The organism is Streptomyces sp. NPDC005963 (assembly GCF_040638655.1).
Lineage (GTDB): Bacteria > Actinomycetota > Actinomycetes > Streptomycetales > Streptomycetaceae > Streptomyces.
The window spans coordinates 446,776-470,290 of record NZ_JBEXVD010000002.1 but is presented as its reverse complement, the minus strand read 5'-3'; the positions used below and the strand labels follow the sequence as shown (position 1 = coordinate 470,290).

The following is a 23,515-nucleotide window of genomic DNA, read 5'->3' as shown; positions in this document are numbered from 1 at the left end:
TCCCATGTCCGATGCCGAGCAGCGCTTCGATGACTTCGTCGTCATCCGTCGCAGCGGCCATGTCGCCGAACTGGTCCTCGACCGCCCAGCGGCGATGAACGCGGTCTCCACAGCCATGGCCCGCTCCATCGCCGCGGCCTGCGAGGCACTCGCGGCCGACCCCGCCGTACGCGTCACCGTCGTCAGTTCCTCGCACGACCGGGCCTTCTGCGTGGGCGCCGACCTCAAGGAGCGCAATTCCTTCACCGACGCCGAACTGGTACGACAGCGGCCCACGGCCCGGGCCGCCTACACCGGCGTACTGGAGTTGCCCATGCCCACCGTGGCGGCCGTCCACGGGTTCGCCCTGGGCGGCGGATTCGAACTGGCCCTGTCCTGCGATCTGATCGTCGGCGACGACACGACGGTGGTCGGACTGCCCGAGGTGTCCGTCGGGGTGATCCCCGGCGGTGGAGGCACCCAACTGCTCCCGCGGCGGGTCGGCGCGGCGCGTGCCGCCGAGTTGGTCTTCACCGCCCGCAGGGTCGAGGCGCAGGAGGCGCTGAGCCTTGGGCTGGTCGATCAACTGGCGGCGGACGCCCGGACGGCGGCCCTGGAACTCGCGGCGCGCATCGCCGGGAACTCGCCGGTCGGACTGCGGGCCGCCAAGCGGGCGATGCGGCTGGGACACGGCCTCGACCTGCGGTCGGGGCTCGAAGTGGAGGACGCGGCGTGGCGTTCGGTCGCCTTCTCGGGCGACCGGGCCGAGGGCGTTGCGGCGTTCAACGAGAAGCGGAAGCCCGACTGGCCCGGAGAGTGACTCCGAGTGACCATCAAAACCGCGGCTGATTCCAACCGATCAAATCCAGCCAAACGTCCCTAAGCTGGGGTGATGGCTGAGGATCGGCAGTTGCGGGCCGTGGTGGCGCTGGCGCAGGCGATGGCAGCCGCGCACACTCCGCGTGAGTCCTGGCGGGCGGCGGCACTGGGTGCGTGCCAGGCGCTGGCCGGGTCCTTCGCGGCGCTCTCGGTGTGGGAGCGCGAGCGGGGGCGGCTGAGGGTGCTGGTGAACGCGGGGGAGCGGGCGCCGGACGAGGAGGAGTTCCCCGAGTCGGAGACCTATCCGGTGAACCGCTTCCCGGAGATCACGGAGTTCCTGCACGAGCGCTGGGCCGGGGGCGGCGAACCGGACGCATGGGTGGAGTCGGCGGACGGTCCGCTGCTCCCCGAGCAGGGGGAGGAGCGGGAGCCGGGCCCGCCCGGTGGGGACGGTGGGAAGGTCGGGGCCGGTGGGGACTCCCGGAGCGGGGACACCGCCTCCGGGGCGCTCTGGCCCGGGCACGAACTGTCCGCGGATCCCTTCGCCCCCGCCGGTTCGGCTGCGCGAGAACCGCAAGAACCCACAGCGCCGGCCGCGGCCGGCGCCGATCGACAGCCCCTCTCCCGCGGCTACCGACACCCTTCGCTTCCGCCCGGCCCCACCGGACCCCAGGCCCGGGTGGCCGCACTGCGTCGGCGTCGGCGCGGATGCTGCGTCGTCGCCCCGATCGTGCTGCACGGGCGCGCCTGGGGCGAGTTGTACGTGGCCAGACCGCTCGGCGCCCCCGTCTTCGGACGGGAGGACGCCGACTTCGCCACGGTCCTCGCCTCCGTCATCGCCTCGGGCATCGCCCAGACCGAACGCCTCGAAGAGGTCCGCCGACTGGCCTTCACCGACCCCCTGACCGGGCTCGCCAACCGCCGCGCCGTGGACGCCAGGCTCGACGAGGCCCTGGAACGCCATCGCGACGACGGTTGTGTGGTCAGCCTGGTCGTATGTGACCTCAACGGACTCAAACAGGTCAACGACACCCACGGCCACGCGGTGGGCGACCGCCTGTTGGAGCGGTTCGGCTCGGTGCTCTCCCTGTGCGGGGCGATGCTTCCGGGAGCGCTCGCGGCCCGGCTCGGCGGGGACGAGTTCTGTCTGGTCTCGGTCGGGCCCACATCGGACGAGGTGGTCCGGGTCGCCGACGAACTGTGCGTACGGGCCGCGGAGATGGACCTCGGTGAGGGTGTGGCCTGCGGTGTCGCGTCGACGGGCGACCCCATCGGCCAGGTGCGCAGTGCCCGCAGGCTCTTCAGGCTCGCCGACGCGGCCCAGTACCGGGCCAAGGCGGCGCGCTCCGCGAAGCCGGTGGTGGCGGGCCGGGACGGAACGGTGCTCCAACTGGCCGATACCCCGCCCCGGCCCCAGCACCAGCAGGAACGCCGTCGTTTCCGCGGTGTCGCACCGGAGGACGCGGCCGAGCCCTGGAGCGAGCCCTGAGCCGACCGGGACCGTGCCCTGAGCCGACCGACGCCGTGCTCTCTGCGATGACCGGGACCGTGCCCAGCTGCGGCCATGGACTGTTTCCGGTACGGCCCGGGCGCAGGATGAGTCCGCCACCCCTGGTGACATAGCGCCATACAATCCGTACGCTGCTGAATATGGATATGCACAACGTCGTGGTGGGAACGTCCGGTACCACCGCCGATGAGGTCATCGCCGTCGCCCGCGCCGACGCCCGCGTCGAGATCTCCGCCGATGCCCTCGCCGCCCTCGCCGCCTCCCGGACCGTCGTGGACGCCCTCGCCGCCAAACCCGAGCCCGTCTACGGCGTTTCCACCGGCTTCGGTGCCCTCGCCACCCGGCACATCGGCCCCGATCTCCGCGCCCGCCTCCAGCGCAACATCGTCCGCTCCCACGCCGCAGGCATGGGCCCCCGCGTCGAACGCGAAGTCGTCCGCGCCCTGATGTTCCTCCGGCTGAAGACCCTCTGCTCGGGACACACCGGTGTACGCCCCGAAACCGCGCAGGCCATGGCCGCCCTGCTCAACGCCGGCATCACCCCCCTCGTCCACGAGTACGGCTCCCTGGGCTGCTCAGGAGACCTCGCACCCCTCTCCCACTGCGCCCTCACCCTGATGGGCGAAGGCGAGGCAGAGGGCCCCGACGGGCAGGTGCGCCCCGCGGCCGAACTCCTCGCCGCACACTGCATCACCCCCGTCGAGCTGCGGGAGAAGGAGGGACTGGCCCTCCTGAACGGCACCGACGGCATGCTCGGAATGCTGATCATGGCGATCGCCGACCTCCAGCGCCTCTACACATCGGCCGACATCACCGCCGCGCTCTCCCTCGAAGCGCTCCTGGGCACAGCACGGGTCCTCGCCCCCGAACTCCACGCGATCCGTCCCCACCCCGGCCAGAGCGTCTCCGCCGCCCAGATGGCCGCCGTCCTGCACGGCTCCGGGCTCACCGGCCACTTCCAGCAGGACGAGGCCCCCCGCGTCCAGGACGCCTACTCCGTGCGCTGCGCACCCCAGGTCGCGGGCGCGGGCCGGGACACCATCGCCTACGCCCGGCTGGTCGCCGAGCGCGAGTTGGCCGCCGCCGTCGACAACCCCGTCGTCCTCGTCGACGACGAAGGCGGCGGACGGGTCGAGTCCAACGGCAACTTCCACGGCGCGCCGGTCGCGTACGTCCTCGACTTCCTCGCCATCGCCGCTGCCGACCTCGGCTCGATCGCCGAGCGCCGCACCGACCGGTTGCTCGACAAGAACCGCAGCCACGGCCTGCCGCCCTTCCTCGCTGACGACGCAGGCGTCGACTCCGGCCTGATGATCGCCCAGTACACCCAAGCCGCCCTGGTCAGCGAGATGAAGAGACTCGCGGTCCCGGCGTCCGTCGACTCGATCCCGTCATCGGCGATGCAGGAGGACCACGTATCGATGGGGTGGTCCGCGGCGCGCAAACTGCGCACCGCTGTCGACGCGCTCGGGAAGATCATCGCCTGTGAGCTGTACGCCGCGACCCGGGCCATCGAACTGCGCCACGGCCTGACCCCGGCGCCCGCGTCCCGCGCCGCCATCACCGCCCTGCGCAAGGCCGGAGTCGAGGGCCCCGGCCCCGACCGGTTCCTCGCGCCTGACCTGGCAGCTGCGGAGGCGTTCGTACGGGAGGGAAAGCTCGTCTCGGCCGTGGAAGAGGTCACCGGGCCTCTGGTCTGATCTTCTGGTCTGGTCTGGTCTGGTCTGGCCGGCCGTGCACAACATGCCCCGTCCGGCACCGCACGGCCGAAGGGCCGTCTCCCCCGCAGACACTGCGGAGAGACGGCCCTTCGTACGGAACTGCTCGGGAACGGAGTGCTCGGGAACGGCGGACGAGTCTCGTGGCTCGGTGCGTCCGGTGCTGCCGCCCTGTCGGTAAGGATCCCGAGGGCGGCAAGGATCATCAGGTCACGAGGGATGCCCGCTGGCGCACGGCGTAGGTCACGAAGCCCACGCCTATGCCGAGGAACGCAGTGCCGCCGATCAGATACGGAGTGGTGTCGGGGCTACCGGAGTCGGCAAGTCTCAGTTCCTCGCCGGTCACCCCTGCTGTGGTTCGCTGGTTCCCCGTCCCGTCCTGGTCTGCTGTGGCGTTCGCTGACGGAACGAACCACAGCGCACAGAGAAGGGCCCCTGCGGTTGCGGCGGTCAGAAGCGGTCGACGTGCGACGGACACGGACACGATCTCCCTTGAGTGGTACTGGAGTTGGCCGGATGCGCTGATGCTAGTGAAAGCAGCGGTTCGGAGGAAAGCCGGGAGCTCGCAAGACCCACCCGTGAATGCCGGGACCCCACCAGGGAAGATGGTGATACACCATGGAGGCGGCCGTGTAGGCATCCGGCGAGTGGCGTTCCCCACATTGATGGGGGAGCAGGGAACCGGGTAGCCCGAAATGGGTGTTGAACTCAGTAGTTCGGTCAGGGGAAAACGGGACGATGGAGAAGCGTGTGATGACGGACAGCAGGCGGCGCAAGGGTCTTGTGGCCGTGTCAGCAGTGCTGAGCGGTGTGCTGGTGCTGTCTGCCTGCAGTAGCGACGGCGGGGACAAGGGCGGGGACAGCGCCGACGGCTCGAAGAAGTCCCAGGCGCAGGTCGACGAGGCGGCGGCCAAGGAGACGTCCCAGGCGCGAATAGCCATTCTCCCGAAGAACGGCGCGACCAACGCCAGCATCAACAACGCCGCCAAGGTCACCGTCGCGGAAGGCACGCTCACCCAGGTCACCATGACCACTGAGAGCGGTCAGACCGTCAAGGGCACGCTCGCCGGCGACGGCAAGAGCTGGGCCCCGGACGGACAGCTGGAGCGCTCCACCACCTACAAGATCGCCGTCACCGCGAAGGACTCCGCGGGTCTCACCGCCCACGAGAACGCCTCCTTCACCACCGTGTCACCGAACAACAGCTTCATCGGCAACTTCACCCCCGAGGACGGTTCCACCGTCGGTGTCGGCATGCCGGTCTCCATCAACTTCAACAAGCCGATCGCCAACCAGAAGGCCGTCCAGGCCGGGATCACCGTCTCCTCCACCAGCGGTCAGGAGGTCGTGGGCCACTGGTTCAACTCGCAGCGCATCGACTTCCGCCCCGATCAGTACTGGCAGGAGAACTCGACCGTCACCCTCAAGCTCGCCCTGGACGGGGTCGAGGGCGCGCCCGGTGTCGTCGGTGTCCAGCAGAAGACCGTCACGTTCAAGATCGGCCGCAATCAGGTCTCCACCGTCGACGCCAAGTCCAAGATGATGACGGTGACTCAGGACGGCAAGACCATCCGTGAGATCCCGATCTCCGCAGGAGCGCCGAGCACCCCCACGTACAACGGTCAGATGGTGATCTCCGAGAAGTTCAAGGAGACCCGGATGAACGGCGCCACGGTCGGGTTCACCGATGACGACGGCAAGGGCGAGTACGACATCAAGGACGTTCCGCACGCGATGCGACTGTCCACGTCGGGCACCTTCATCCACGGTAACTACTGGGGCGACGACGGGATCTTCGGTCGGAGCAACACCAGCCACGGCTGTGTCGGACTCAACGACGCACAGGGCGCGAACGACTCCAAGCAGCCCGGTGCCTGGTTCTACGACAACTCGATCATCGGCGATGTGGTGGTCGTGAAGAACTCGAAGGACAAGACGATCCAGCCGGACAACGGTCTGAACGGATGGAACATGAACTGGGCCGACTGGAAGGCCGGCTCGAAGGCCTGACGGGCTAGCGGCTAAAGGGCTAGTGGGCTAACCGGGCTCGCGCGTTCGGTAGACGGGTCGCCGTCGATCAGATCGATCGGCTGATCCCACCTCTCGACTGGTTCATGCAGTTCATGCAGTTCATGCAGTTCGGGCGGGGCGGTAGCTGAGCCCGGAGCACGACACACAGCGGCGGCGACGTCCCCATCGGGACATCGCCGCCGCTCTCGTTCCGGGTCCATGCGATCGCGCAGGAGGACCGCCCTCAGCACTCCCCCTGGCGCGTCAACCCGTAACGGGAGCCCAGCCGGTACTCCCCGCCGCTCTCCACCGTCAACCGGGTCCATTCGCCCTCCGGCCGCAGACACGCCCCCTCGGCCCGCAGCCAGGGCGAGTGGGCGACCCGTACCGTCACCGACCCCGCCGCCGGCATCCGCACCACGAGTTCGGCCGCGTCACTGCGCACGACCGCACCCGGTGACGACACCAGCGGTACGGCGTCCCGTACCTGGTAGACCGTCCAGTCGCCGTCCCCCCACGCCCGCTCCAGCCAAGCCGGCGCACTGCCGACGACCTCGGCCTCCGCTTCGGCGGGCCCGTCGACCTGACCGTGCGGCACCACCACCAGGCCGACCCCTCGCTGGTCCAACCACTGGCGGTAGGTCGACGGGCTCAGCGAACCGTCGTAGAAGAGACGACCCCGCTCCACGTCGAGTTGACGGTTCCATCCGCGTGCCAGGTTCACGTGCTTCGCGAGGACGTCCGCCTCCCGATGGTTGCGCGCCGGGACGACCTCCACCCGGGTCCGGTCGGCACCCAGTCGCGTCAACGCCCCGACGACACCGTCCGTGTTCGCAGCCCAGGACGGCACCTCGACCGAGACGACCAGGTCGTCCTTCGTCTTCTCCAGCACCCAGATCGTGTTCACGGCGAGGACGACGACGAGCGCCGCACGCAGCGCACCCGTCACCCCGCTGGTCGCCGAACGCAACACGGGTCCGAAACCGCCGTGCGCCAACACCGCAGCCAGCAGCACGGGCGGCCCGGCAAGACCGGCCAGCCGCTCCACATTGGTCCCGATCGGCGACGGTATGAAGAACGTCAGCACCACGCCGAGGCCGTAGATGCCGGCCCCGTACCGAACGGTCCGCCAGTCGTCCGGCGCGGCGAGGAACACGACCGAGCAGACCAGGATCGGCAGCCACAGCTTGCCGGAAGGCATCGGCATCTCGCCCGCGAAGGGAAAGAGCACGGTCACGGCAGCCACCACCACCGTCGGCGGCACGAGGAGGGCTGCGGCGCGCTGCCAGCGCCGCTCCAGTGCCAGGGCCGCGCCCACCACCAGCAGGAACAGCCCTGCGACCGGGCTCGCCATGGTCGCGAGCGCGGCGAGCAGCACGGCGAGTGCCGTGCGGCGCATCCACACCAGCGCGAGCATCCCGATCGCCAACCCCAGCGCGAACGTCGTACGTCCGGAAGCGACGTTGCACCAGATCGCCACCGCACCGAGCAGCGCGGGCCAGAGGGGCGCCCGTACCCGTGCGCGCTGGAGGAGACGGGCCAGCCCCCAGGTACCGACCACCCCCGAGGCGACGGACACCGCCGGAACGCCGAAGGCCGCCATCAACGGCGGAGCCAGGAGGCTGTAGTTCGCGGTGTGCATTCCCCCGTACCAGGACAGGTTGTACGCGGACCACGGATGCCGCTCCACGAAGGCCGTCCAGGCGAACTGGGCGGCCAGATCGCCGCCGCCGGTGGCCAGCCACAGTGCCCAGACGGCGTAGAACGGCAGGATCACCCCCGTCACCAGGAGCGGGACGCGCCACTCGGGTGGCGCGTCCCGCTCGACGATGGTCGTTGCCGGTCTGGTCGCTGTTGCCTGTTCACTGAACCCCACGCGCAAACCCTACTGTCGGCTGTGGGCCCCTTCGGGGTCCGTGCGGGTGGGGCGTCGTCCGCCGGCCATCGATGCGCCGACCACATCAGCCACCTGCTACCCCATCGCCCCACCCGCCTCCGTGTTTGAGGCGTGCGGTACGCCACGGGCCCGTGTCCGACCGGGTGCGGGGCACGGGCCCGCCCGCATCAGATCGAGACGGACGACACTCGGTCCGGCACGCTGTGACCGGCGCTCAACTCCCACCGATCCCCGGCGAACCCCCGCCGGAACCTGCGATCGTGCGAGACCACGACGACCGCACCGGCGTACTCCGCCAACGACGCTTCGAGCTCCTCCACCAGACTCAGCGCCATGTGGTTCGTCGGTTCGTCGAGTACGAGGAGGTCCACCGGCGCGGCCAGCAGCCGGGCCAACTCCAGCCGCCGCTGCTGACCGACGGAGAGTGCGGCCACCGGGACGGCGAAGTCCACCTCGTGGAAGAGACCGACGCCCAGCAGTTCGTCCGCGTACTCCTCGGGCTGCCCCGGCCGACCCAGCGCATAGGCGGCCAGCAACGGCAGCCGGGACGGTTCCGCCGGCAACTCTTGCCGGAGATAGCCCACCCGACTCCCGTTGCGACGGGTCACCGCCCCCGAATCCGGACGCAGTTCTCCCGCGATGACACTCAGCAGGGTCGTCTTGCCCGCGCCGTTGGGGCCCGTCACCAGCAGCCGACCGCCCGACTCCACCCGCAGCCCGGCCCGGTGCAGGCGTCGCCCGACGCTCACATCCGTCAACTCGACCAGGACCCCGGCACCCACGGTCGACGTGGGCCTGGCCCGGAAGCGCAACGGCTCGGGCGGGGCCTGCACCGGCTCCCTCCGCAGTCGCTCCAGATGCTGACGTGCCGCCCTGACCTGCCCGGACAGCTTGTCCTCATGGGATCGGCGGTGCTTGCCGAAACCCTCCCGAGGATCCTTTCCGCTCGAAGCGAGCCGCTGCCCCGCCGCCGACACCAACTCCTCGGTGCGCGCCACGTCCTCCAACCACTCCTGGTGGCGCTGCTCCCAGCGCCGACGCACGGCCGCCTTCGCAGTGCGATAGCCGTGCCAGCCGTCCCCGTACCGGGACACGGCACGGGTGTCCCGGTCCACTTCGAGGATGGTCGTGGCGATGCGATCGAGGAAGTCCCGGTCATGGGTGACCGCGACCACCGTGCCGCGATGGGTGCGCAGCCGGTCTTCGAGCCAGTTCGCCGCCTGTTCGTCGAGGTGGTTGGTCGGCTCGTCGAGGAGGAGCAGTTCGGGGGAGGCGGCCAGGACGCACGCCAGGGCGAGTCGGGACTGTTGACCGCCCGAGAGCGTGCCCAGCCGGCGCTGCCGGGAGAGACCGGCCAGACCGAGCCCGTGCAGCGAGGCGTCCACCCGGGCATCCATCGTGTAACCGCCGCGGTCCTCGAAGGCGGTGAGGAGTTCCCCATAGGCGGCGAGCGCGTCCTCGTCTGCGTCCGCCAACGTCAGCTCGGCCCGTCGTAGCCGGCGTTCGATCTCCCGCAGTTCGACGAGTGCCGCATCGATCGTGTCGTCGACGGTGTGGGTGGGGCCGAGCCCGAAGGTCTCGGCGATGGTCTGGGCGAGATGGCCGACGCCTCCCGGCGCACGGACCGTGATCTCACCGCTGTCGGCGGGCTCCACCCCGGCGATCAGCCTGAGCAGGGTGGACTTGCCTGAGCCGTTCTCACCGATGACGCCGGCCCGCTCGCCGGGCCGGACGGTGAGCGTCACCTGATCGAGAACGGAGCGGTCTCCGTAGGACTTGGAGACGTCCTTCATGGACAATTGGGCGCGTTCGCGCATGATCTTTCCCTGACGAAACACTGGAGGGGTTCGGACTCAACGGGCAGGGCGGACGGCACGCGAAGTCAGCGCAGCGCGGTCACGCGCTGCGGACGCGGCGTCCGTGCCCGGAATCAGAGAAAGAAGTAGTGCTGGTGCGAACCCATGCATCCACTGTAACCAGATCCACCCGGTGGGCGCGCCCCGGTGCTCCGGCCAGCGGCTCGGCCGATCCGGACGCCGCGCCCGCCCGCCTCGGGTGTGCCCGCCCGCCGATTACGCCGGGGGCGCAACGCCGCCACCTCCCCAATGGCCCGTGCGCTTCCTACGCTGGCGAGGTGAGCAGCCACGCGTCGAATCCAGCCCGCGTCGTCCCTCTGCGCCCGGCGTCCGCCGGCCCCACGGGGAAGGAACCACTGTGGCGCGATGTCGTCGGCGGGGTCCTGCGCCGTGAACGGCTCGCACAGGAGCGCACGCTCCAGGACGTCGCGGACGCGGCCCGTATCTCGATGCCGTACCTCTCCGAGTTGGAACGGGGACGCAAGGAGGGTTCGTCCGAAGTCCTCGCAGCGGCGGCCGGAGCCCTGGGACTGGACCTCGCCGACCTCCTCGCACTCACCCAGGACGAGTTGGCGCGCCGCGCCGCAGCCGGCGGGCGACTTGGCAGGGTCGGGTCCGTGCCGCCGTTGAGCGTGGCGTCCCGCACGACCGCACCCCGGAACCGGAGCGGCGGTCCGCTCCGGCACCGGGGCGAGGTGAGCCTCGCAGCCTGACACCGTGCACCCCGGAGCCGGACGGAGTGGTGAGAGGTGGACCGCCCCTCACCACCCATCGGTTCACGCAGGCATCGCCCGCCTCCTGATCACCTCGTCCGCAAGCCCGTACGCCACCGCCTCCTGCGCGGTGAACACCCGGTCCCGGTCCATGGCGGCCCGCAACGCACCCGCGTCGTGCCCGGTGTGCCGGGACAACACCTCCTCCACCTGCGAGCGAATGCGCAGCATCTCCTTCGCCTCCAGGCTGAGGTCCGACACCACCCCCTGCCTGCCACGGCTGGACGGCTGCCCGAGCAACACCCGGGAGTGCTCCAGCACGAACCGTCGCCCCGGGTCGCCGCCCGCCAGCAGCACCGCGGCGGTCGAGGCGGCCTGCCCGACGCAGAACGTCGAGATCGGCGCACGGATGAAGCTCATCGTGTCGTAGATCGCCATCAACGAGGTGAAGGAGCCGCCGGGGGAGTTGATGTAGATGGCCACCTCGTGCTCGGGGCCGGACGATTCGAGGTGCAGCAGTTGGGCGATGACGACATTGGCCACACCGTCGTCGATCTCCGTCCCGAGGAAGACGATCCGCTCGGAGAGCAGCCTGCTGTAGATGTCATACGCGCGCTCGCCCTGGGCGGTGCGTTCGATGACGGTCGGAATCGTGTACTGGGCCATGTCAGAGCCCCATCCGTCGCCGGGCACCCGCGGGCCGGATGTCGTCGAGCGAGGTGACGACGCGATCCACCATGCCGTACTCCCTCGCCTGCTCCGCCGTGAACCAGCGGTCCCGATCGCTGTCGTGGGAGATCGTTTCCACGCTCTGCCCGGTGTGTTCGGCCGTGATCCGTTCGATGGTCCGCTTGGTGAACTCAAGGTTCTCCGCCTGGATTGCGATGTCGGCGGCGGTGCCCCCGATGCCGGCGGACGGCTGGTGCATCATGATCCGCGCGTTCGGAAGGGCGCTGCGCTTGCCCGGAGTGCCCACGGTGAGCAGGAACTGGCCCATGCTCGCGGCGAACCCCATGGCGAGCGTGGACACGTCGTTGGGGATCAGCCGCAGCGTGTCGTAGATGGCGAGCCCGGCGGTCACCGATCCGCCCGGGCTGTTGATGTACAGCGCGATGTCGCTCTGCGGGTCCTCCGCGGAGAGCAACAGCAGTTGGGCACAGACCCGGTTCGCGGACACCTCGTCGACCTGGGTGCCGAGGAAGACGATGCGTCGCGCCAGGAGTTGGCCGGCGAGTTGGTCGTCGAAGACCGTGGTGGACGTCTCACCTTCGGCCGATCGTGGCCGGACGCCCCCTGCGTACCGATCCTGTGGGTGTTCTGTCCGTTCCCACGGTGACAACAGCGCTGACATGGAACCTCCTCGTGATCGGCGGCCCCGGTGTGCCGCACTCACCACTGTCGGCGGCCTTCCGCAGGATCTTCTGCTTTCTCTGCCCGCGGCAGATTCGCCCAGAGCAGAGCCCCTGCCGGATGCGATCAACGATCGTGTCCTTGCAGGTCAGATGCTGTCCTCATGAGAACCATCGCGCACGGGCAGGGCCCGCACCTCGACCTCGGTGAGGGGGCGGCGCCGCATTGTTCCCGTAGCGCCGGGGTCTTTCGGCTCGGTGTTCGGACACCGGACGGAACACGCTCGGCAGTGGCTCGGCGCGGGTGTCCACGCAGATATCTCCGCACTCGGGCTTCCGGCCCCGACCCTCCCCATGCCTACGATTCAGCGCATGATCAAGATCTCATGGGCACTTCTGGACGTTCACGTCGACGAATGGGTCGGGGAGGACGTGGACTCGGGCGCGGCGGCTTTCGAAGCGAAGGTCGGGTCGGTGGTGGGAGCGAGCGGGATGAAGGCCGAAGCCGTACGGCACTGGCGGGAAGCCTTCCTCACGCCCGCCGTCGAGGCCCTACGCGTCCAGGGAGCGGGCGCGCTGGAACGGGGCGAATCCTGGAGCACGGCCGCCGGGCCGTTACTCGTCCATCTGAGCCCCTCTGCCCAGGAGGGCCCGTAGGCAGGGTGCCGAACGACTCCGAAGGGGCGGATATCCCACCGTGATGCGGCAGCGACCGGACTGCCCCAAGCGGCCGGCGTCGTTGGTGGTGCATTGCGCTTGCGAGACGACTCGGCTCCACACCGCCGTCGGCGGCGAACGCGTTGCGCAATGTGCGGGCGACGGGCGGGCCGGACGGCCTGCTCGCCGCCGCAGTGCTGCCGGTGCCTCGGCCGATGTCTAGGCGGAAGGCTCAGCCGTCGGTCTTGGCGACGCCGATCGGGCAGCTCACGCCCGTGCCGCCGATGCCGCAGTACCCCATTGGGTTCTTGTCGAGGTACTGCTGGTGGTGGGCTTCCGCAGGATAGAAGGGGCGGCCTTCCTCCGGTAGGACCTCGGTGGTGATGTCGCCGTAGCCTGAGCCGTTCAGGACCTGCTGGTAGGCGTCGCGCGATGCTGCTGCGGCGGCTGCCTGGTCCGGGGTGTGGGTGTAGATCGCGGACCGGTACTGGGTGCCCACGTCATTGCCCTGGCGGAAGCCCTGGGTCGGGTCGTGTGACTCCCAGAAGACCTTCAGGAGCTGTTCGTACGACACGATCGACGGGTCGAAGACGACGCGGACGGCCTCGGTGTGACCCGTCAGGCCCGAGCACGCCTCTTCGTACGTGGGATGGGGGGTGATGCCGCCCTGGTAGCCGACGAGGGTCGTCCAGACGCCCGGCGTCTGCCAGAACTTGCGCTCGGCGCCCCAGAAACACCCCAGACCGAAGTCGGCGATCTCCAGGCCCGCGGGATAGGGCCCCAGCAGGGGATTGCCCAGGACCGTGTGGCGCGAGGGAACCTCGAACGCGGGCTCCGTGCGTCCCTTGAGGGCCTGGTCGGGGGCGGGCAGCTGAGGGGGGCGACGGGACAGGAACATAGGGGGCTCCTTGAGATTGCTGGCTTATCGAGCAACGTACGAAACGGATCGCGCATTCCCCGGACCGCCCGCCGGCCCCCGTGCCCGGGCTCAGTGGGACAGGGTCGCCGGGCTGCCGCCGTTGGCCTCGTACCCGGCCACCGCCAGGTTCCGGTACACCGTGTACTCGGCCGCCGGATCCGAGCTCTCCGTCCACGGAACCGCGCCGACGTGCCCGTCCACCCGTACGAGCTGGTGCATCGCCTCGGCCCACCGCTCCGACCGTACGAGGAAAAGGATCAGCAGATGGCGTACGTGCGCCAGCATCGGGTCGTCGGCGCGGGCCGAGTGCACTGCGTACAGCGCGCCCTCCATCGCCTTCGACACGACGGCGGTCTGGTAGAAGCCCTGGACCATCACCAGGTCGGGCATGTGCTCGTGCACGGCGAACAGCGGCAGCGACGCCAGCAGCGAGCCCCGCGGGGCGCGCGCCGCGGACGTGGTGGCGAAGTGGTCCGCCTCGGCACGGCTGCCGTGCCACTTCTCGCTCCAGTACCGCAGGGCCGCCAGATGGGCCCCCATGTGTTCCGGGGCGCGGTCGATGACCTTGGCCCAGAGCTGGTCGAACTGCTCGTGCGGATAGCCGAGCCCGCGGGCGACCGCCAGTTCCACGATGTACGGGACGGGGTCCCCGGGGCCGAGGAGCGCCGCTTCGCCACAGACGGTACGGGCCTCTTCGAGGATGATCCGGAAGTCGTCCGAGCCGACGGTGGACGACCGCCACGCCTGCTGCACCAGGAACTCTGCGTGGACCTGTGCACCGCCCGCGTCCTTCGGGGACTCCGAGCGCCACGCCCGCAACCAGGCCCCGCCCACGCCGGGCTTCTCCTGGAGCTCCAGCGACGCGGCGCCGGCGAACGCCTGCACCCGCTGCCAGCGGACCTCGCCCTCCTTGGGGGTGCCGGAGAGCAGTTGTGCGGCGGCCCGCCAGTCCTGGGTCCGCTGGACCACGTCGAGCACATCGAGGAGATCCTGGTCAGGGCCGGGGAGCCGGATGTCGAGCTCTTCCTGGCGCAGGAATCCATAGCTCTGCGGGTCGGCCGCATCGGGTGAGCCGGGGGCCACCTGCTGGATGCCAACGTGGCGCCGGCGCATGACGAAAGGACCGATGACCGCGGCCAGCATGGCCATCGCGATCAGGAACCACAGAATCTCCATGACGCCATTGTCCCGGACCGTTCGGGAAACCGGCCACGGCCGGCGGTCGGTGCACAGCGCCGCGGGGCCGGACCGGTCGCACACCGCGCGGGAGGACGGACCCGTCCACGGATCGAGCGGGCGGGGGCCACGCCCATGGACGGTAGAGGCCCCATCCCCCGAGCGGGACTACCCTGAGGGACTTATGAGCCACCAGCACAGCTCCCAGAACCTCGAAACCCTCGCCATTCACGCCGGCAACACCGCCGACCCGTTGACCGGCGCGGTCGTCCCGCCCATTTACCAGGTCTCCACCTACAAGCAGGACGGTGTCGGGGGACTGCGTGGCGGCTACGAGTACAGCCGTAGCGCCAACCCGACCCGTACCGCTCTGGAGGAGAACCTCGCGGCGCTGGAAGGCGGCCGGCGCGGTCTCGCCTTCGCGTCCGGGCTCGCGGCCGAGGACTGCCTGCTGAGAGCGCTCCTCGAACCCGGCGACCACGTGGTGATTCCCAACGACGCCTATGGCGGCACCTTCCGGCTGTTCGCCAAGGTCGTGGCGCGCTGGGGCGTCGAGTGGTCGGTGGCCGACACCTCCGACCCGTCGGCGGTACGGGCCGCGGTCACCCCCAAGACCAAGTTGATCTGGGTGGAGACCCCGTCGAACCCCCTCCTGGGCATCACGGACATCACCGCGCTCGCCGAGATCGCCCGCGGTTCCGGCGCCCGACTCGTCGTGGACAACACCTTCGCCAGCCCCTACCTCCAGCAGCCCATCGCGTTGGGCGCTGACATCGTCGTCCACTCGCTGACCAAGTACATGGGGGGCCACTCCGACGTGGTCGGCGGTGCGTTGGTCGCCGCGGACGCCGCCGTCGGTGAGGAGTTGGCGTACCACCAGAACGCCATGGGCGCGGTCGCGGGACCGTTCGACTCCTGGTTGGTGCTGCGCGGGATCAAGACCCTCCCGGTCCGGATGGACCGGCACAGCGAGAACGCCGGCAAGGTCGCCGAGATGCTTACCCGGCACCCGCGCGTCAGTCAGGTCCTCTACCCGGGGCTGCCCGAGCACCCGGGGCACGAGATCGCCGCCAAGCAGATGAAGGCGTTCGGCGGGATGGTGTCCTTCCGGGTCGAGGGCGGCGAAGAGGCCGCGGTAGAGGTCTGCAACCGGGCCCAGCTGTTCACTCTCGGTGAGTCTTTGGGTGGGGTGGAGTCGTTGATCGAGCACCCGGGGCGGATGACCCACGCCTCGGTTGCGGGCTCGGCGCTGGAGGTTCCGGCGGATCTGGTGCGTCTGTCCGTGGGCCTTGAAGCGATTGACGATCTCCTCTCTGACCTGCACCAAGCGCTCGGCCGCTAGGGAGACGTCCGGCAGGCGTCCGGGGCCCGGATCTCGTGCCGTCGTACGTCCCACCCCTGGTGTTCGACGCCTGTCATGGGTTGCGCCCGCTCACTTTGCGTGAGCGGGCGCAGTTGTGTGCGGAACGGGCGTGATCGGTGCGGCGCGGGTCAGACGGCTACCTTCTCGTCTTCGAGCGAGGCGCGGACCTGCTCCCTCAACTCGGGAGTGTCCTCGTGGCTGTGCACGGACACGGCGTGCTCGGTCGCTGCCCGTACCACTTCCTCTTCCTCGCCCGTGATGGTCAGGGTGCAGTCCATCTCGCTCGGGAACTTGCGGCAGTCAGCGACTTTCCTGGTCATGGCGACCTCCTCGGAGCTGTCGGTACACCGCATCTCCAGGATAGATCCCCAAGGGGTATGTGCGGGCAAATGGGGCGTAACGGATGGGTTATCCGTTACGGCGCGATCACGCAGTTGCCCGTCATCATGCGCAGTCATGCGCAGTCATCCGGTGTCACCCGTCGTCATCCGTCCGTCGGCGGGGTCGTCTCCACCGGCCGCATGTTCCACGGCTCGACCGCCATCGCCCACACCACCGCTGCGATCACCACCGCCACCAGCAGCAACCAGCCCACGCGGCGCAGCGTGCGACGGCGGCGCAACAGCCGGGTCCCGAGCGATGCGGACCGGACTCCGAGGTCCTTGGGGACGGCTGCGGGACGCGCCTCCAACATGCGGCGTACCTCGCGCTCCTTCCGGCTCGGCCCTCCGCCCGGTATGCGGCTTGGGCCGGTCATGACGTCGACTCCATCGAGGAGCCGGAGGCATCACCTGGTCGGGGGAACTTCGCCGCAGCGCGTTCCGCGCACAACGCGGCCACCACACGGCGACAGTCGGTGCGCACCCGCTCGGGGGAGAGCCCGAGCAGCGCCGCGGTCTGCTCCTCCGCCACCCCCTCGTACAACTGCAACACAACGACCAGGCGTTCCTGGGGTGTCAACCGCGCCAGCAACCCACCACCCGTACGGTGTCGACGCCAGGAGCCGCGGGCGAAACGGTGGACGAGTTCCTGACGGGTGCAGTCGTACGGATCCTCGCCGCGCAGCCGGTCCCACTGCGCATAGGTACGCGCCAGTGCGGACGTCAGCAGGTGTTGTGCTCGGGGATTGGCATCCGGGGTCTCGGCCGTCAACAGCGTCGCGGCATGGAGCAGCCGTCCCGCCGCGCCCGCGGTGAATGCCTCGAACTCCCGGACGCGGCGATCCGCCAGTGCCGACCGCCGCTCGCTCACGTCCTCATATAGAGGCAGCTGTGCAGTCCCGGTCAAGAGGTCGGCGCAGCCCTTCGTGCGCCTGCGTCGGGAACCCGGGCACCTGGGTTGTGGTGCGGGGGGTCCGAGCGGTTGCCGTCAGGAGCCGTACGGGTCGGTGGGGCCGTATTCGTCCTGGTCAGCGGGGCGGTCTTCCGAGTGGAATGCGCTGCGGAGTGCGGGTTGATCGGGCCGCACGAGCCCTGGTTGTCATGCGCCCCCAAGGGCCTGACGGGACGGCTTAGGGGCGTGGGGATCGAACGCGGTGCGCGTGGCACCTCAACGGACTGGATGCAGTCGTGGCCTATGACATGGCCGATGGGTTCTGTGCGTTGATCGAGGGCAGTCCGGCCGCCCCCTGGTCCATCGGGGACATGCCGGCCTGACGGGCCGAGAGCGCGGTGTTGAAACGGGTGAGCAGGCTACAGAACGACTCGCGCTCTGACTCCGTCCAACCGTCTGTGACCTGCGCCATCAGTTCCCGACGTGAGCTGCGGACCTCTTCGAGGCGAGCTTGGCCACGAGGGGAGAGTTGCAGTACGACGGCCCTGCCGTCCTCCGGGTGTGAGGTGCGTTTCACCAAACCGGTGTCGACCAACGGGGCGACTTGGCGGGTGACGGTCGATGAGTCGATACCCATCCCTGCTGCGAGTGCTTTCACACCCATCGGGCCCTCCCGGTCGAGCCGGTTGAGCAGCAGATAGGCGGCACGGTCCATGGAATTGCGGACCTGGCCGACCCCGCCGAGCCGGGTCTGCTCCGCGCGACGTGCGAAGAGGGCGACCTGGTGCTGGAGAGCATCGAGGAGGCCAGGTTCGAGATGAGTCGTCATGTCCTGAGAAGTGGGCATGGCCAGGGGGCTCTCTCGTGCGGTGGTCGATTGGTGGGGGACAGAGTACGCGGACGTGGGGCGGTGCGTACGGGGCCTGGGGAAACCCATAACAAGTGGTGGCGACGGCGATTGGTACGCGCGGGCCGTCCGTCCAGAGAGCTGCGAGACTTGGCGTCATGACCTTCAGTACGCCTGACACCTTTCGCCCTGTCATCCTCGACGATGTCCGCGGGGCGCAGAAGATGCTCTCCGGCGTAGCGCGCATGACCGCCATGGAAGGCAGCAGGCATCTGTCCCAGCTGGTGGGTGCTCCGGTGCACTTCAAGTGCGAGAACCTCCAACGAACGGGCTCCTTCAAACTGCGCGGCGCCTATGTGCGGATCGCGGGGTTGCGGCCGGAGGAGAGAGCCGCGGGAGTGGTCGCCGCGTCCGCTGGGAACCATGCGCAGGGAGTGGCTCTCGCCTCTGCGCTCCTCGGGGTGCGCTCCACGGTTTTCATGCCCGTGGGTGCGCCGCTGCCGAAGGTGGCGGCGACACGGGAGTACGGCGCTGATGTGAGGCTGTATGGGCAGGTCGTCGATGAAACGATGGCCGCTGCGCAGGACTATGCGGAAGCCACGGGCGCCGTCTTCATCCACCCGTTCGACCACCCCGACATCATCGCCGGGCAGGGCACGGTGGGCCTGGAGATCCTGGAGCAGTGCCCCGAGGTGCGCACGATTCTCGTCGGGGTCGGAGGTGGCGGGCTGGCCGCGGGCATCGCGGTCGCGGTGAAGGCGGTACGCCCCGATGTGCAGGTGATCGGGGTGCAGCCGGAGGGCGCCGCTGCGTATCCGCCGTCCTTGGCCGCCGGTCGGCCGGTGTCGATAAGCGCTCCCGTGACGATGGCCGACGGGATCAAGGTGGGTCGCCCGGGAGACGTGCCCTTCAAGATCATCGGTGAACTCCTCGACGAGGTCCGTACCGTCTCCGAGGACGCGCTGTCCAGCGCCCTCCTGCTCTGTCTTGAGCGGGCGAAGCTGGTCGTCGAGCCGGCCGGGGCGTCCCCGGTGGCGGCTCTGCTGAGCGATCCGAAGAGCTTCCGGGGTCCGGTGGTCGCCGTCCTGTCGGGCGGAAACGTGGACCCGCTGTTGATGCAGCGCATCCTGCGGCACGGTATGGCGGCGGCCGGGCGCTACCTCTCGCTGCGGCTGCGCCTCACCGACCGCCCCGGCGCGCTGGCGGCGATGCTCGGGGCCCTCACCGTGCTCGACGCCAATGTCCTCGATGTGAGCCACGTCCGGACCGACCCCCGGCTCGGACTCACAGAGGTGGAGGTCGAACTCCAACTGGAGACGAAGGGCCCGGCCCACTGCGACCAGGTGGCGGCTGCGCTGCGGGAAGCGGGATACAGGGTCACGGTCACGGGCTGAGCCCGCCCGCTTCCGCGCCTGCGGGAGTGTGTGTTTCCCGATGCGCCAACGGCACGACGGAGGGTTCCCGCAACGGCGGGAACCCTCCGTCGTGCCGTTTCGACGAGACCCACCGACCGTGTCGTTTCGGTTGGACCCAACAGCCCAACAGCCCCCACCACAACGCCCGAGCGAATGTGCGGCCCTTTCCCCAAGGGCGCTGGGGGCGTTAGACGGGCGGGCTATACACCATGCCAACGGGAGTCGGGAAAGAGATAGTTGGCAGGAGATCTTCGAACAGCTGAACACGACAGAATCGGCCGAGGAGCGATGAATGAAGCCCTGGATTCTGAGCCAGTGCGACCACCAGTGGGTTGGCTGGAGCGGGAAGAACCGGTGCCGCAAGTGCGGTGCCACGCAGGGCTCGACGACTGAGCAGACGGGGTCGTCGCAGCGAGGCGGCCTCGTACACCCCGAGAGGTAAGCATGTCTGAACGTGTCGGTTGGGATGCCCTCCCCGGGGCATTGCGCGCAGCGATCGAGGAGCGTACGGGGGAGGTGACCGGGTCCGAAACCGTGCCTGAAGGGCTGAACTGCTCAACCGCCCTGGTCCTGCACGTTCGGCGACACGGTCGACTCTTCCTCAAGGGCGTGCACGAATCCCATCTCGACGAGGTCTCCGCCCTGTGCCGGGAAGAACTCATCAACGAGACCGTCCGCGGGGTGGCCCCGGACATCCGGCACAGCGTCAAGGCGGCCGGGTGGTACTGCCTGGCGTTCGCGTACCTCGACGGTCGGCACGCCGATCTGGGGGCGGCGGGGGATCGGGAGGCGATCGGGGCCACCCTGCGCACGATGCAGAGCCTGCGCGTTCCTGACTTTCCCGTCCCTCCCCTGGTGGAGAGGTTCGTCGGCTATCTCAAGCCGGGCGAGAAGGAGTTACTGGTCGGCGGGCATCTGCTCCACACCGACACCAACCCGCACAACCTCATGATCGGCCATGGTGCTGGGCGGGCCTCCGTCATCGACTGGGCCATGCCCGCGCTGGGGCCGGCCTGGGTCGACGCAGCGAACACGGCCGTACGGATCATGGAGTGTGGACAGCCGCCCGAGACGGCTCTGCGATGGCTCGCCGGCTTTCCCAGTTGGCGGGCCGCGGATCCGCGGGCCGTGGCTGCGTTCGTGGAGGTCACCTGTCGGCACTGGAGCGATCGGGTCGGGGAGAGGGGTGCGGCCGAGTGCAACGCCCGCTTCCGTCGACTGCTCCGCACCCCGCGGTAAATACCCGGAAGGGTCTCCGTTCGGCGGCTAGTGTTCTGCGGCGTGTGCCCCGCTGCCCGTGGGGCCGGACGGTGCGGTGCCCGACCTGGTCGGGGCCTGCCGCCCTGGGGTTGACCAGCCGTCCCAGCAAGGCGCGATGCATCGCGATAATTCCCTTGAGAGTCGCGATACATCGCGTTACGGTTCTCCGGTCGTCCGCCCTGGCGTGAGCGGCGAAAAGGGCGCGACACATCCGTAGAAATATGTTGATACAGGGCATCCTGGTGTGGGGCCCGCAGCCCCACCACCATGCCCCGAGCCATCTGCCACCATGGGAGTCCCCATATGCCAGGCGCGATTTATGCCGAAGGGCTCGTCAAGACCTTCGGCGAGGTCAGGGCCTTGGACGGCGTCGATCTCGACGTACCCGAAGGTACGGTCCTTGGACTGCTCGGCCCCAACGGCGCCGGCAAGACCACGACCGTGCGCGTTCTCACCACCCTGCTCCAACCGGACAGCGGCAAGGCCGTCGTCAGCGGCATCGACGTCCTCAAGCACCCCAACGAAGTCCGCCGATCCATCGGCCTCTCCGGCCAGTTCGCCGCCGTCGACGAGTATCTGACCGGCCGCGAGAACCTCCATATGGTCGGCCAGCTCTACCAGATGAGTTCGCGCGACGCCAAGGCGCGGGCGGCCGTACTGCTGGAGCGGTTCAACCTCGCCGATGCCGCCGACCGGCCAGCCAAGACGTACTCCGGCGGTATGCGGCGCCGGCTCGACCTGGCCGCCGCCCTCGTGGTCTCCCCGCCCGTGATGTTCATGGACGAGCCCACCACCGGACTCGACCCCCGCAACAGACAGCAACTCTGGGAGGTCATCCAGGAACTCGTCAGGGGCGGGACGACCCTGCTGCTGACCACGCAGTACCTGGAAGAGGCTGACCATCTCGCCGACACCATCTGCGTCGTCGACCACGGTCGGGTGATCGCCCGCGGCACCGCCGACGAGCTCAAGGCCCGCACCGGCGGGGAGCGCGTGGAGGTCGTCGTCCATCTGCGCGATCAGATCGCCCCCGCCCGTGAGGTGCTCGCCGGCCTCGGCAAGGGCGAAGTGGCCATCGCCGAGCACACCCGCAAGCTCACGGTCCCGGTCTCCGGCGGCGCCAAGCTGCTCGCCGAGGTCATTCGGGACCTCGACTCCCGCGGGGTGGAGATCGACGACATCGGACTGCGTCGGCCCACGCTCGACGACGTCTTCATCTCACTGACCGGACATGCCGCCGAGATCGCGGCGGAAGAAGCCGAAGAGGCGGACGCCGCCGGTCAGCAGGACGGCCGTGAAGGCCAGAAGGGGAGGACGAAGTGACCACCACCACGGAGACCGCCGATCTGGCGGCCCCCCTGCCCCGTGGCGGCATCGTGCAGTCCGTACGCGACTCGCTCGTCGTCGCCCGACGGAACTTGATTCGCATGACCAGGATTCCCGAGGTCATTCTGTTCGGGCTCATCCAGCCGGTGATGTTCGTGGTGCTCTTCAGCTATGTCTTCGGCGGTTCCGTGAGCGTCGGCGGCAGCACCAGCGCTGTCGACTACCGCAACTTCCTGATGGCGGGCATCTTCGCGCAGACCGTCACCTTCGCCACTGCGGGATCGAGCGCGGGCATCGCGGACGACATGCACAGGGGGCTGATCGACCGGTTCCGATCACTGCCGATGGCGCGCGGGGCGGTGCTGACCGGTCGGACGCTCGCCGACCTCGTCCAGACCACCCTCACCATCATCGTGCTGGTGATCGTGGCCCTGCTGGTGGGTTGGCGCATCCACGAGGGCATCCCCAAGGCGCTCGCCGCCTTCGGTCTGCTGCTCCTGCTCGGGTACGCGTTCTCCTGGATCGGCGCCCTGATCGGGCTCTCGGTCCGTACGCCCGAGGCGGCCACCTCCGGCGGGCTGATCTGGCTGTTCCCCGTCACGTTCATCTCGAACGCGTTCGTGGACTCCAGCCAGATGACCCCCTGGCTGCGGCACATCGCCGACTGGAACCCCTTCAGCGCCACCGTCCAGGCGTGCCGCGAACTCTTCGGCAACCCCGGGGTCTCACAGTCGGACGCCTGGCCCATGCAGAACCCGGTCTGGGCGTCGCTGATCTGGTCCGTCCTGATCATCGTGATCTTCCGAACCCTGTCGGTCCGCAAGTACCGTTCGGCGGCCGTCTGACCACACCACTCTCCAGCGGAAGGCCCCCACGATGGGTTTGGTGGGGGCCTTCCGCTGTCTGCCTGCGCCTGGCCTCAGCTCGATGGTGATGACAGGTGTGTGACCGATCGTGCTCGTTCATAGAGGTCGCAAGCCGAGTGGTTTCTCCGACGAGGTTTGATCAACCTCATCATGTTCTGAACCTGTCGGTCGATCCTGCCGCTATGGACCACGGGGTACTCGTCCAACGCCTCACTCCAGGTGGCACAGGACTCTGATCCTGGAAGCGCTCGGCCGAAAGCTGGGCCGTCTGACGAACGTGTGAGCGCCCCTACAGAACGCCTGAATCACCCTGTAGGGGCGCCGTACAGCCCCCGGAGGAACTGAACCACGTATGCGTGATGCTATCCGTCGTGCCCTGGTGTGTGCTCGGCACCTCCTACGGCTCACACACCGCCGACACGGAACTCCCCACCCCATCCACATGCCGGGGATCTGGGGCCCTGGGCGAAACCGTGGCCTACAGCCGTGCGTCCGCTGGGCCCACGCGGATGGAACAAAGGGGCCGGATCGCTGGTGCGATCCGGCCCCTTATGTTCCATCCG

General features: G+C 69.2%; 22 protein-coding genes. 11 read left to right on the top strand and 11 right to left on the bottom strand.

Going from position 1 to position 23,515, the window contains the following annotated elements:
• Nucleotides 1–4: 4 nt before the first annotated feature.
• From ABZ348_RS05300 to hutH, 3 genes are all read left to right on the top strand, one after another.
• Complete coding sequence (locus ABZ348_RS05300) at nt 5–799, top strand: enoyl-CoA hydratase-related protein (RefSeq protein ID WP_358929525.1); 795 nt, start codon at nt 5–7, stop codon at nt 797–799.
• Nucleotides 800–871: 72 nt separating this feature from the next.
• Nucleotides 872–2,287, top strand: a complete 1,416-nt coding sequence (locus ABZ348_RS05295) for a diguanylate cyclase (protein WP_358929523.1) — start codon at nt 872–874, stop codon at nt 2,285–2,287.
• Nucleotides 2,288–2,448: 161 nt separating this feature from the next.
• Nucleotides 2,449–4,008, top strand: coding sequence for a histidine ammonia-lyase (gene hutH, locus ABZ348_RS05290; protein ID WP_358929521.1), 1,560 nt, complete (start codon nt 2,449–2,451; stop codon nt 4,006–4,008).
• 223 nt (nt 4,009–4,231) lie between these two features.
• Here hutH and ABZ348_RS05285 read toward each other — a convergent pair whose 3' ends face one another.
• Entirely contained in the window at nt 4,232–4,504 is a 273-nt protein-coding gene (locus tag ABZ348_RS05285) for a hypothetical protein (RefSeq protein ID WP_358929519.1), read from the bottom strand.
• 260 nt (nt 4,505–4,764) lie between these two features.
• On the opposite strand from ABZ348_RS05285, the gene ABZ348_RS05280 reads away from it, so the two are divergent.
• Nucleotides 4,765–6,036 (top strand): Ig-like domain-containing protein, encoded by a 1,272-nt coding sequence (locus ABZ348_RS05280; RefSeq protein ID WP_358929517.1) that lies wholly within the window; start codon nt 4,765–4,767, stop codon nt 6,034–6,036.
• 244 nt (nt 6,037–6,280) lie between these two features.
• Here ABZ348_RS05280 and ABZ348_RS05275 read toward each other — a convergent pair whose 3' ends face one another.
• On the bottom strand, nt 6,281–7,867 hold the full coding sequence (locus ABZ348_RS05275) for a hypothetical protein (RefSeq protein WP_358929828.1): 1,587 nt from the start codon (nt 7,865–7,867) through the stop codon (nt 6,281–6,283).
• A gap of 233 nt (nt 7,868–8,100) precedes the next feature.
• Entirely contained in the window at nt 8,101–9,750 is a 1,650-nt protein-coding gene (gene abc-f, locus ABZ348_RS05270) for a ribosomal protection-like ABC-F family protein (RefSeq protein ID WP_358929515.1), read from the bottom strand.
• A 317-nt stretch (nt 9,751–10,067) separates the two neighbouring features.
• Here abc-f and ABZ348_RS05265 point away from each other — a divergent pair, with 317 nt between their 5' ends.
• Nucleotides 10,068–10,502: a helix-turn-helix transcriptional regulator gene (locus ABZ348_RS05265; RefSeq protein WP_358929513.1), complete on the top strand. Its 435-nt coding sequence runs from the start codon at nt 10,068–10,070 to the stop codon at nt 10,500–10,502.
• 63 nt (nt 10,503–10,565) lie between these two features.
• Here the strand turns inward: ABZ348_RS05265 and ABZ348_RS05260 are convergent, their stop codons facing one another.
• Nucleotides 10,566–11,168 carry an ATP-dependent Clp protease proteolytic subunit gene (locus ABZ348_RS05260; RefSeq protein ID WP_358929512.1) on the bottom strand — a complete coding sequence of 201 codons (603 nt, stop codon included), beginning with the start codon at nt 11,166–11,168 and terminating at the stop codon, nt 10,566–10,568.
• 1 nt (nt 11,169) lies between these two features.
• Nucleotides 11,170–11,853 carry an ATP-dependent Clp protease proteolytic subunit gene (locus ABZ348_RS05255; protein ID WP_358929510.1) on the bottom strand — a complete coding sequence of 228 codons (684 nt, stop codon included), beginning with the start codon at nt 11,851–11,853 and terminating at the stop codon, nt 11,170–11,172.
• Nucleotides 11,854–12,223: 370 nt separating this feature from the next.
• On the opposite strand from ABZ348_RS05255, the gene ABZ348_RS05250 reads away from it, so the two are divergent.
• On the top strand, nt 12,224–12,508 hold the full coding sequence (locus ABZ348_RS05250; protein ID WP_358929508.1) for a hypothetical protein: 285 nt from the start codon (nt 12,224–12,226) through the stop codon (nt 12,506–12,508).
• Nucleotides 12,509–12,740: 232 nt separating this feature from the next.
• Here the strand turns inward: ABZ348_RS05250 and msrA are convergent, their stop codons facing one another.
• Together msrA and ABZ348_RS05240 are read right to left on the bottom strand one after the other, a co-directional pair.
• Nucleotides 12,741–13,406: a peptide-methionine (S)-S-oxide reductase MsrA gene (gene msrA, locus ABZ348_RS05245; RefSeq protein ID WP_358929506.1), complete on the bottom strand. Its 666-nt coding sequence runs from the start codon at nt 13,404–13,406 to the stop codon at nt 12,741–12,743.
• A 90-nt stretch (nt 13,407–13,496) separates the two neighbouring features.
• Nucleotides 13,497–14,603, bottom strand: a complete 1,107-nt coding sequence (locus ABZ348_RS05240; RefSeq protein WP_358929504.1) for a hypothetical protein — start codon at nt 14,601–14,603, stop codon at nt 13,497–13,499.
• A 184-nt stretch (nt 14,604–14,787) separates the two neighbouring features.
• Here ABZ348_RS05240 and ABZ348_RS05235 point away from each other — a divergent pair, with 184 nt between their 5' ends.
• Nucleotides 14,788–15,945 (top strand): cystathionine gamma-synthase, encoded by a 1,158-nt coding sequence (locus ABZ348_RS05235; protein WP_358929502.1) that lies wholly within the window; start codon nt 14,788–14,790, stop codon nt 15,943–15,945.
• A gap of 149 nt (nt 15,946–16,094) precedes the next feature.
• Here the strand turns inward: ABZ348_RS05235 and ABZ348_RS05230 are convergent, their stop codons facing one another.
• The 4 genes from ABZ348_RS05230 to ABZ348_RS05215 all read right to left on the bottom strand — a co-directional run bounded on the left by ABZ348_RS05230 (nt 16,095) and on the right by ABZ348_RS05215 (nt 18,085).
• On the bottom strand, nt 16,095–16,286 hold the full coding sequence (locus ABZ348_RS05230) for a DUF1059 domain-containing protein (RefSeq protein ID WP_358929501.1): 192 nt from the start codon (nt 16,284–16,286) through the stop codon (nt 16,095–16,097).
• A gap of 164 nt (nt 16,287–16,450) precedes the next feature.
• Nucleotides 16,451–16,723 (bottom strand): hypothetical protein, encoded by a 273-nt coding sequence (locus ABZ348_RS05225; protein WP_358929499.1) that lies wholly within the window; start codon nt 16,721–16,723, stop codon nt 16,451–16,453.
• A complete protein-coding gene (locus ABZ348_RS05220; RefSeq protein ID WP_358929497.1) occupies nt 16,720–17,217 on the bottom strand; it encodes a sigma factor-like helix-turn-helix DNA-binding protein in 498 nt (165 codons plus the stop codon). The genes ABZ348_RS05225 and ABZ348_RS05220 overlap by 4 nt, the downstream gene beginning before the upstream one ends.
• 322 nt (nt 17,218–17,539) lie before the next feature.
• Entirely contained in the window at nt 17,540–18,085 is a 546-nt protein-coding gene (locus tag ABZ348_RS05215; protein WP_358929495.1) for a MarR family transcriptional regulator, read from the bottom strand.
• Between the two features lie 158 nt (nt 18,086–18,243).
• Between ABZ348_RS05215 and ilvA the strand changes: the two genes are divergently transcribed.
• From ilvA to ABZ348_RS05195, 4 genes are all read left to right on the top strand, one after another.
• Entirely contained in the window at nt 18,244–19,479 is a 1,236-nt protein-coding gene (gene ilvA / locus ABZ348_RS05210; RefSeq protein ID WP_358929493.1) for a threonine ammonia-lyase, read from the top strand.
• A gap of 465 nt (nt 19,480–19,944) precedes the next feature.
• A complete protein-coding gene (locus ABZ348_RS05205; RefSeq protein WP_358929491.1) occupies nt 19,945–20,739 on the top strand; it encodes a phosphotransferase in 795 nt (264 codons plus the stop codon).
• Between the two features lie 324 nt (nt 20,740–21,063).
• Nucleotides 21,064–22,083, top strand: a complete 1,020-nt coding sequence (locus ABZ348_RS05200; protein ID WP_358929489.1) for an ATP-binding cassette domain-containing protein — start codon at nt 21,064–21,066, stop codon at nt 22,081–22,083.
• Nucleotides 22,080–22,931: an ABC transporter permease gene (locus tag ABZ348_RS05195; RefSeq protein ID WP_358929487.1), complete on the top strand. Its 852-nt coding sequence runs from the start codon at nt 22,080–22,082 to the stop codon at nt 22,929–22,931. The genes ABZ348_RS05200 and ABZ348_RS05195 overlap by 4 nt, the downstream gene beginning before the upstream one ends.
• Nucleotides 22,932–23,515: the final 584 nt, after the last annotated feature.

What these genes read in the sequence shown, in the direction of transcription:
- ABZ348_RS05235 (WP_358929502.1), top strand. Translation starts at nt 14,788, where the DNA reads ATGAGCCACCAGCACAGCTCCCAGAACCTCGAAACCCTCGCCATTCAC.
- ABZ348_RS05300 (WP_358929525.1), top strand. Translation starts at nt 5, where the DNA reads ATGTCCGATGCCGAGCAGCGCTTCGATGACTTCGTCGTCATCCGTCGC.
- ABZ348_RS05280 (WP_358929517.1), top strand. Translation starts at nt 4,765, where the DNA reads ATGGAGAAGCGTGTGATGACGGACAGCAGGCGGCGCAAGGGTCTTGTG.
- msrA (WP_358929506.1), bottom strand. Translation starts at nt 13,406, where the DNA reads ATGTTCCTGTCCCGTCGCCCCCCTCAGCTGCCCGCCCCCGACCAGGCC.
- ABZ348_RS05240 (WP_358929504.1), bottom strand. Translation starts at nt 14,603, where the DNA reads ATGGAGATTCTGTGGTTCCTGATCGCGATGGCCATGCTGGCCGCGGTC.
- ABZ348_RS05295 (WP_358929523.1), top strand. Translation starts at nt 872, where the DNA reads ATGGCTGAGGATCGGCAGTTGCGGGCCGTGGTGGCGCTGGCGCAGGCG.
- ABZ348_RS05205 (WP_358929491.1), top strand. Translation starts at nt 19,945, where the DNA reads ATGTCTGAACGTGTCGGTTGGGATGCCCTCCCCGGGGCATTGCGCGCA.
- abc-f (WP_358929515.1), bottom strand. Translation starts at nt 9,750, where the DNA reads ATGCGCGAACGCGCCCAATTGTCCATGAAGGACGTCTCCAAGTCCTAC.
- ABZ348_RS05225 (WP_358929499.1), bottom strand. Translation starts at nt 16,723, where the DNA reads ATGACCGGCCCAAGCCGCATACCGGGCGGAGGGCCGAGCCGGAAGGAG.
- ABZ348_RS05250 (WP_358929508.1), top strand. Translation starts at nt 12,224, where the DNA reads ATGATCAAGATCTCATGGGCACTTCTGGACGTTCACGTCGACGAATGG.
- ABZ348_RS05260 (WP_358929512.1), bottom strand. Translation starts at nt 11,168, where the DNA reads ATGGCCCAGTACACGATTCCGACCGTCATCGAACGCACCGCCCAGGGC.
- ABZ348_RS05215 (WP_358929495.1), bottom strand. Translation starts at nt 18,085, where the DNA reads ATGCCCACTTCTCAGGACATGACGACTCATCTCGAACCTGGCCTCCTC.
- ABZ348_RS05255 (WP_358929510.1), bottom strand. Translation starts at nt 11,853, where the DNA reads ATGTCAGCGCTGTTGTCACCGTGGGAACGGACAGAACACCCACAGGAT.
- ABZ348_RS05200 (WP_358929489.1), top strand. Translation starts at nt 21,064, where the DNA reads ATGCCAGGCGCGATTTATGCCGAAGGGCTCGTCAAGACCTTCGGCGAG.
- hutH (WP_358929521.1), top strand. Translation starts at nt 2,449, where the DNA reads ATGGATATGCACAACGTCGTGGTGGGAACGTCCGGTACCACCGCCGAT.
- ABZ348_RS05230 (WP_358929501.1), bottom strand. Translation starts at nt 16,286, where the DNA reads ATGACCAGGAAAGTCGCTGACTGCCGCAAGTTCCCGAGCGAGATGGAC.
- ilvA (WP_358929493.1), top strand. Translation starts at nt 18,244, where the DNA reads ATGACCTTCAGTACGCCTGACACCTTTCGCCCTGTCATCCTCGACGAT.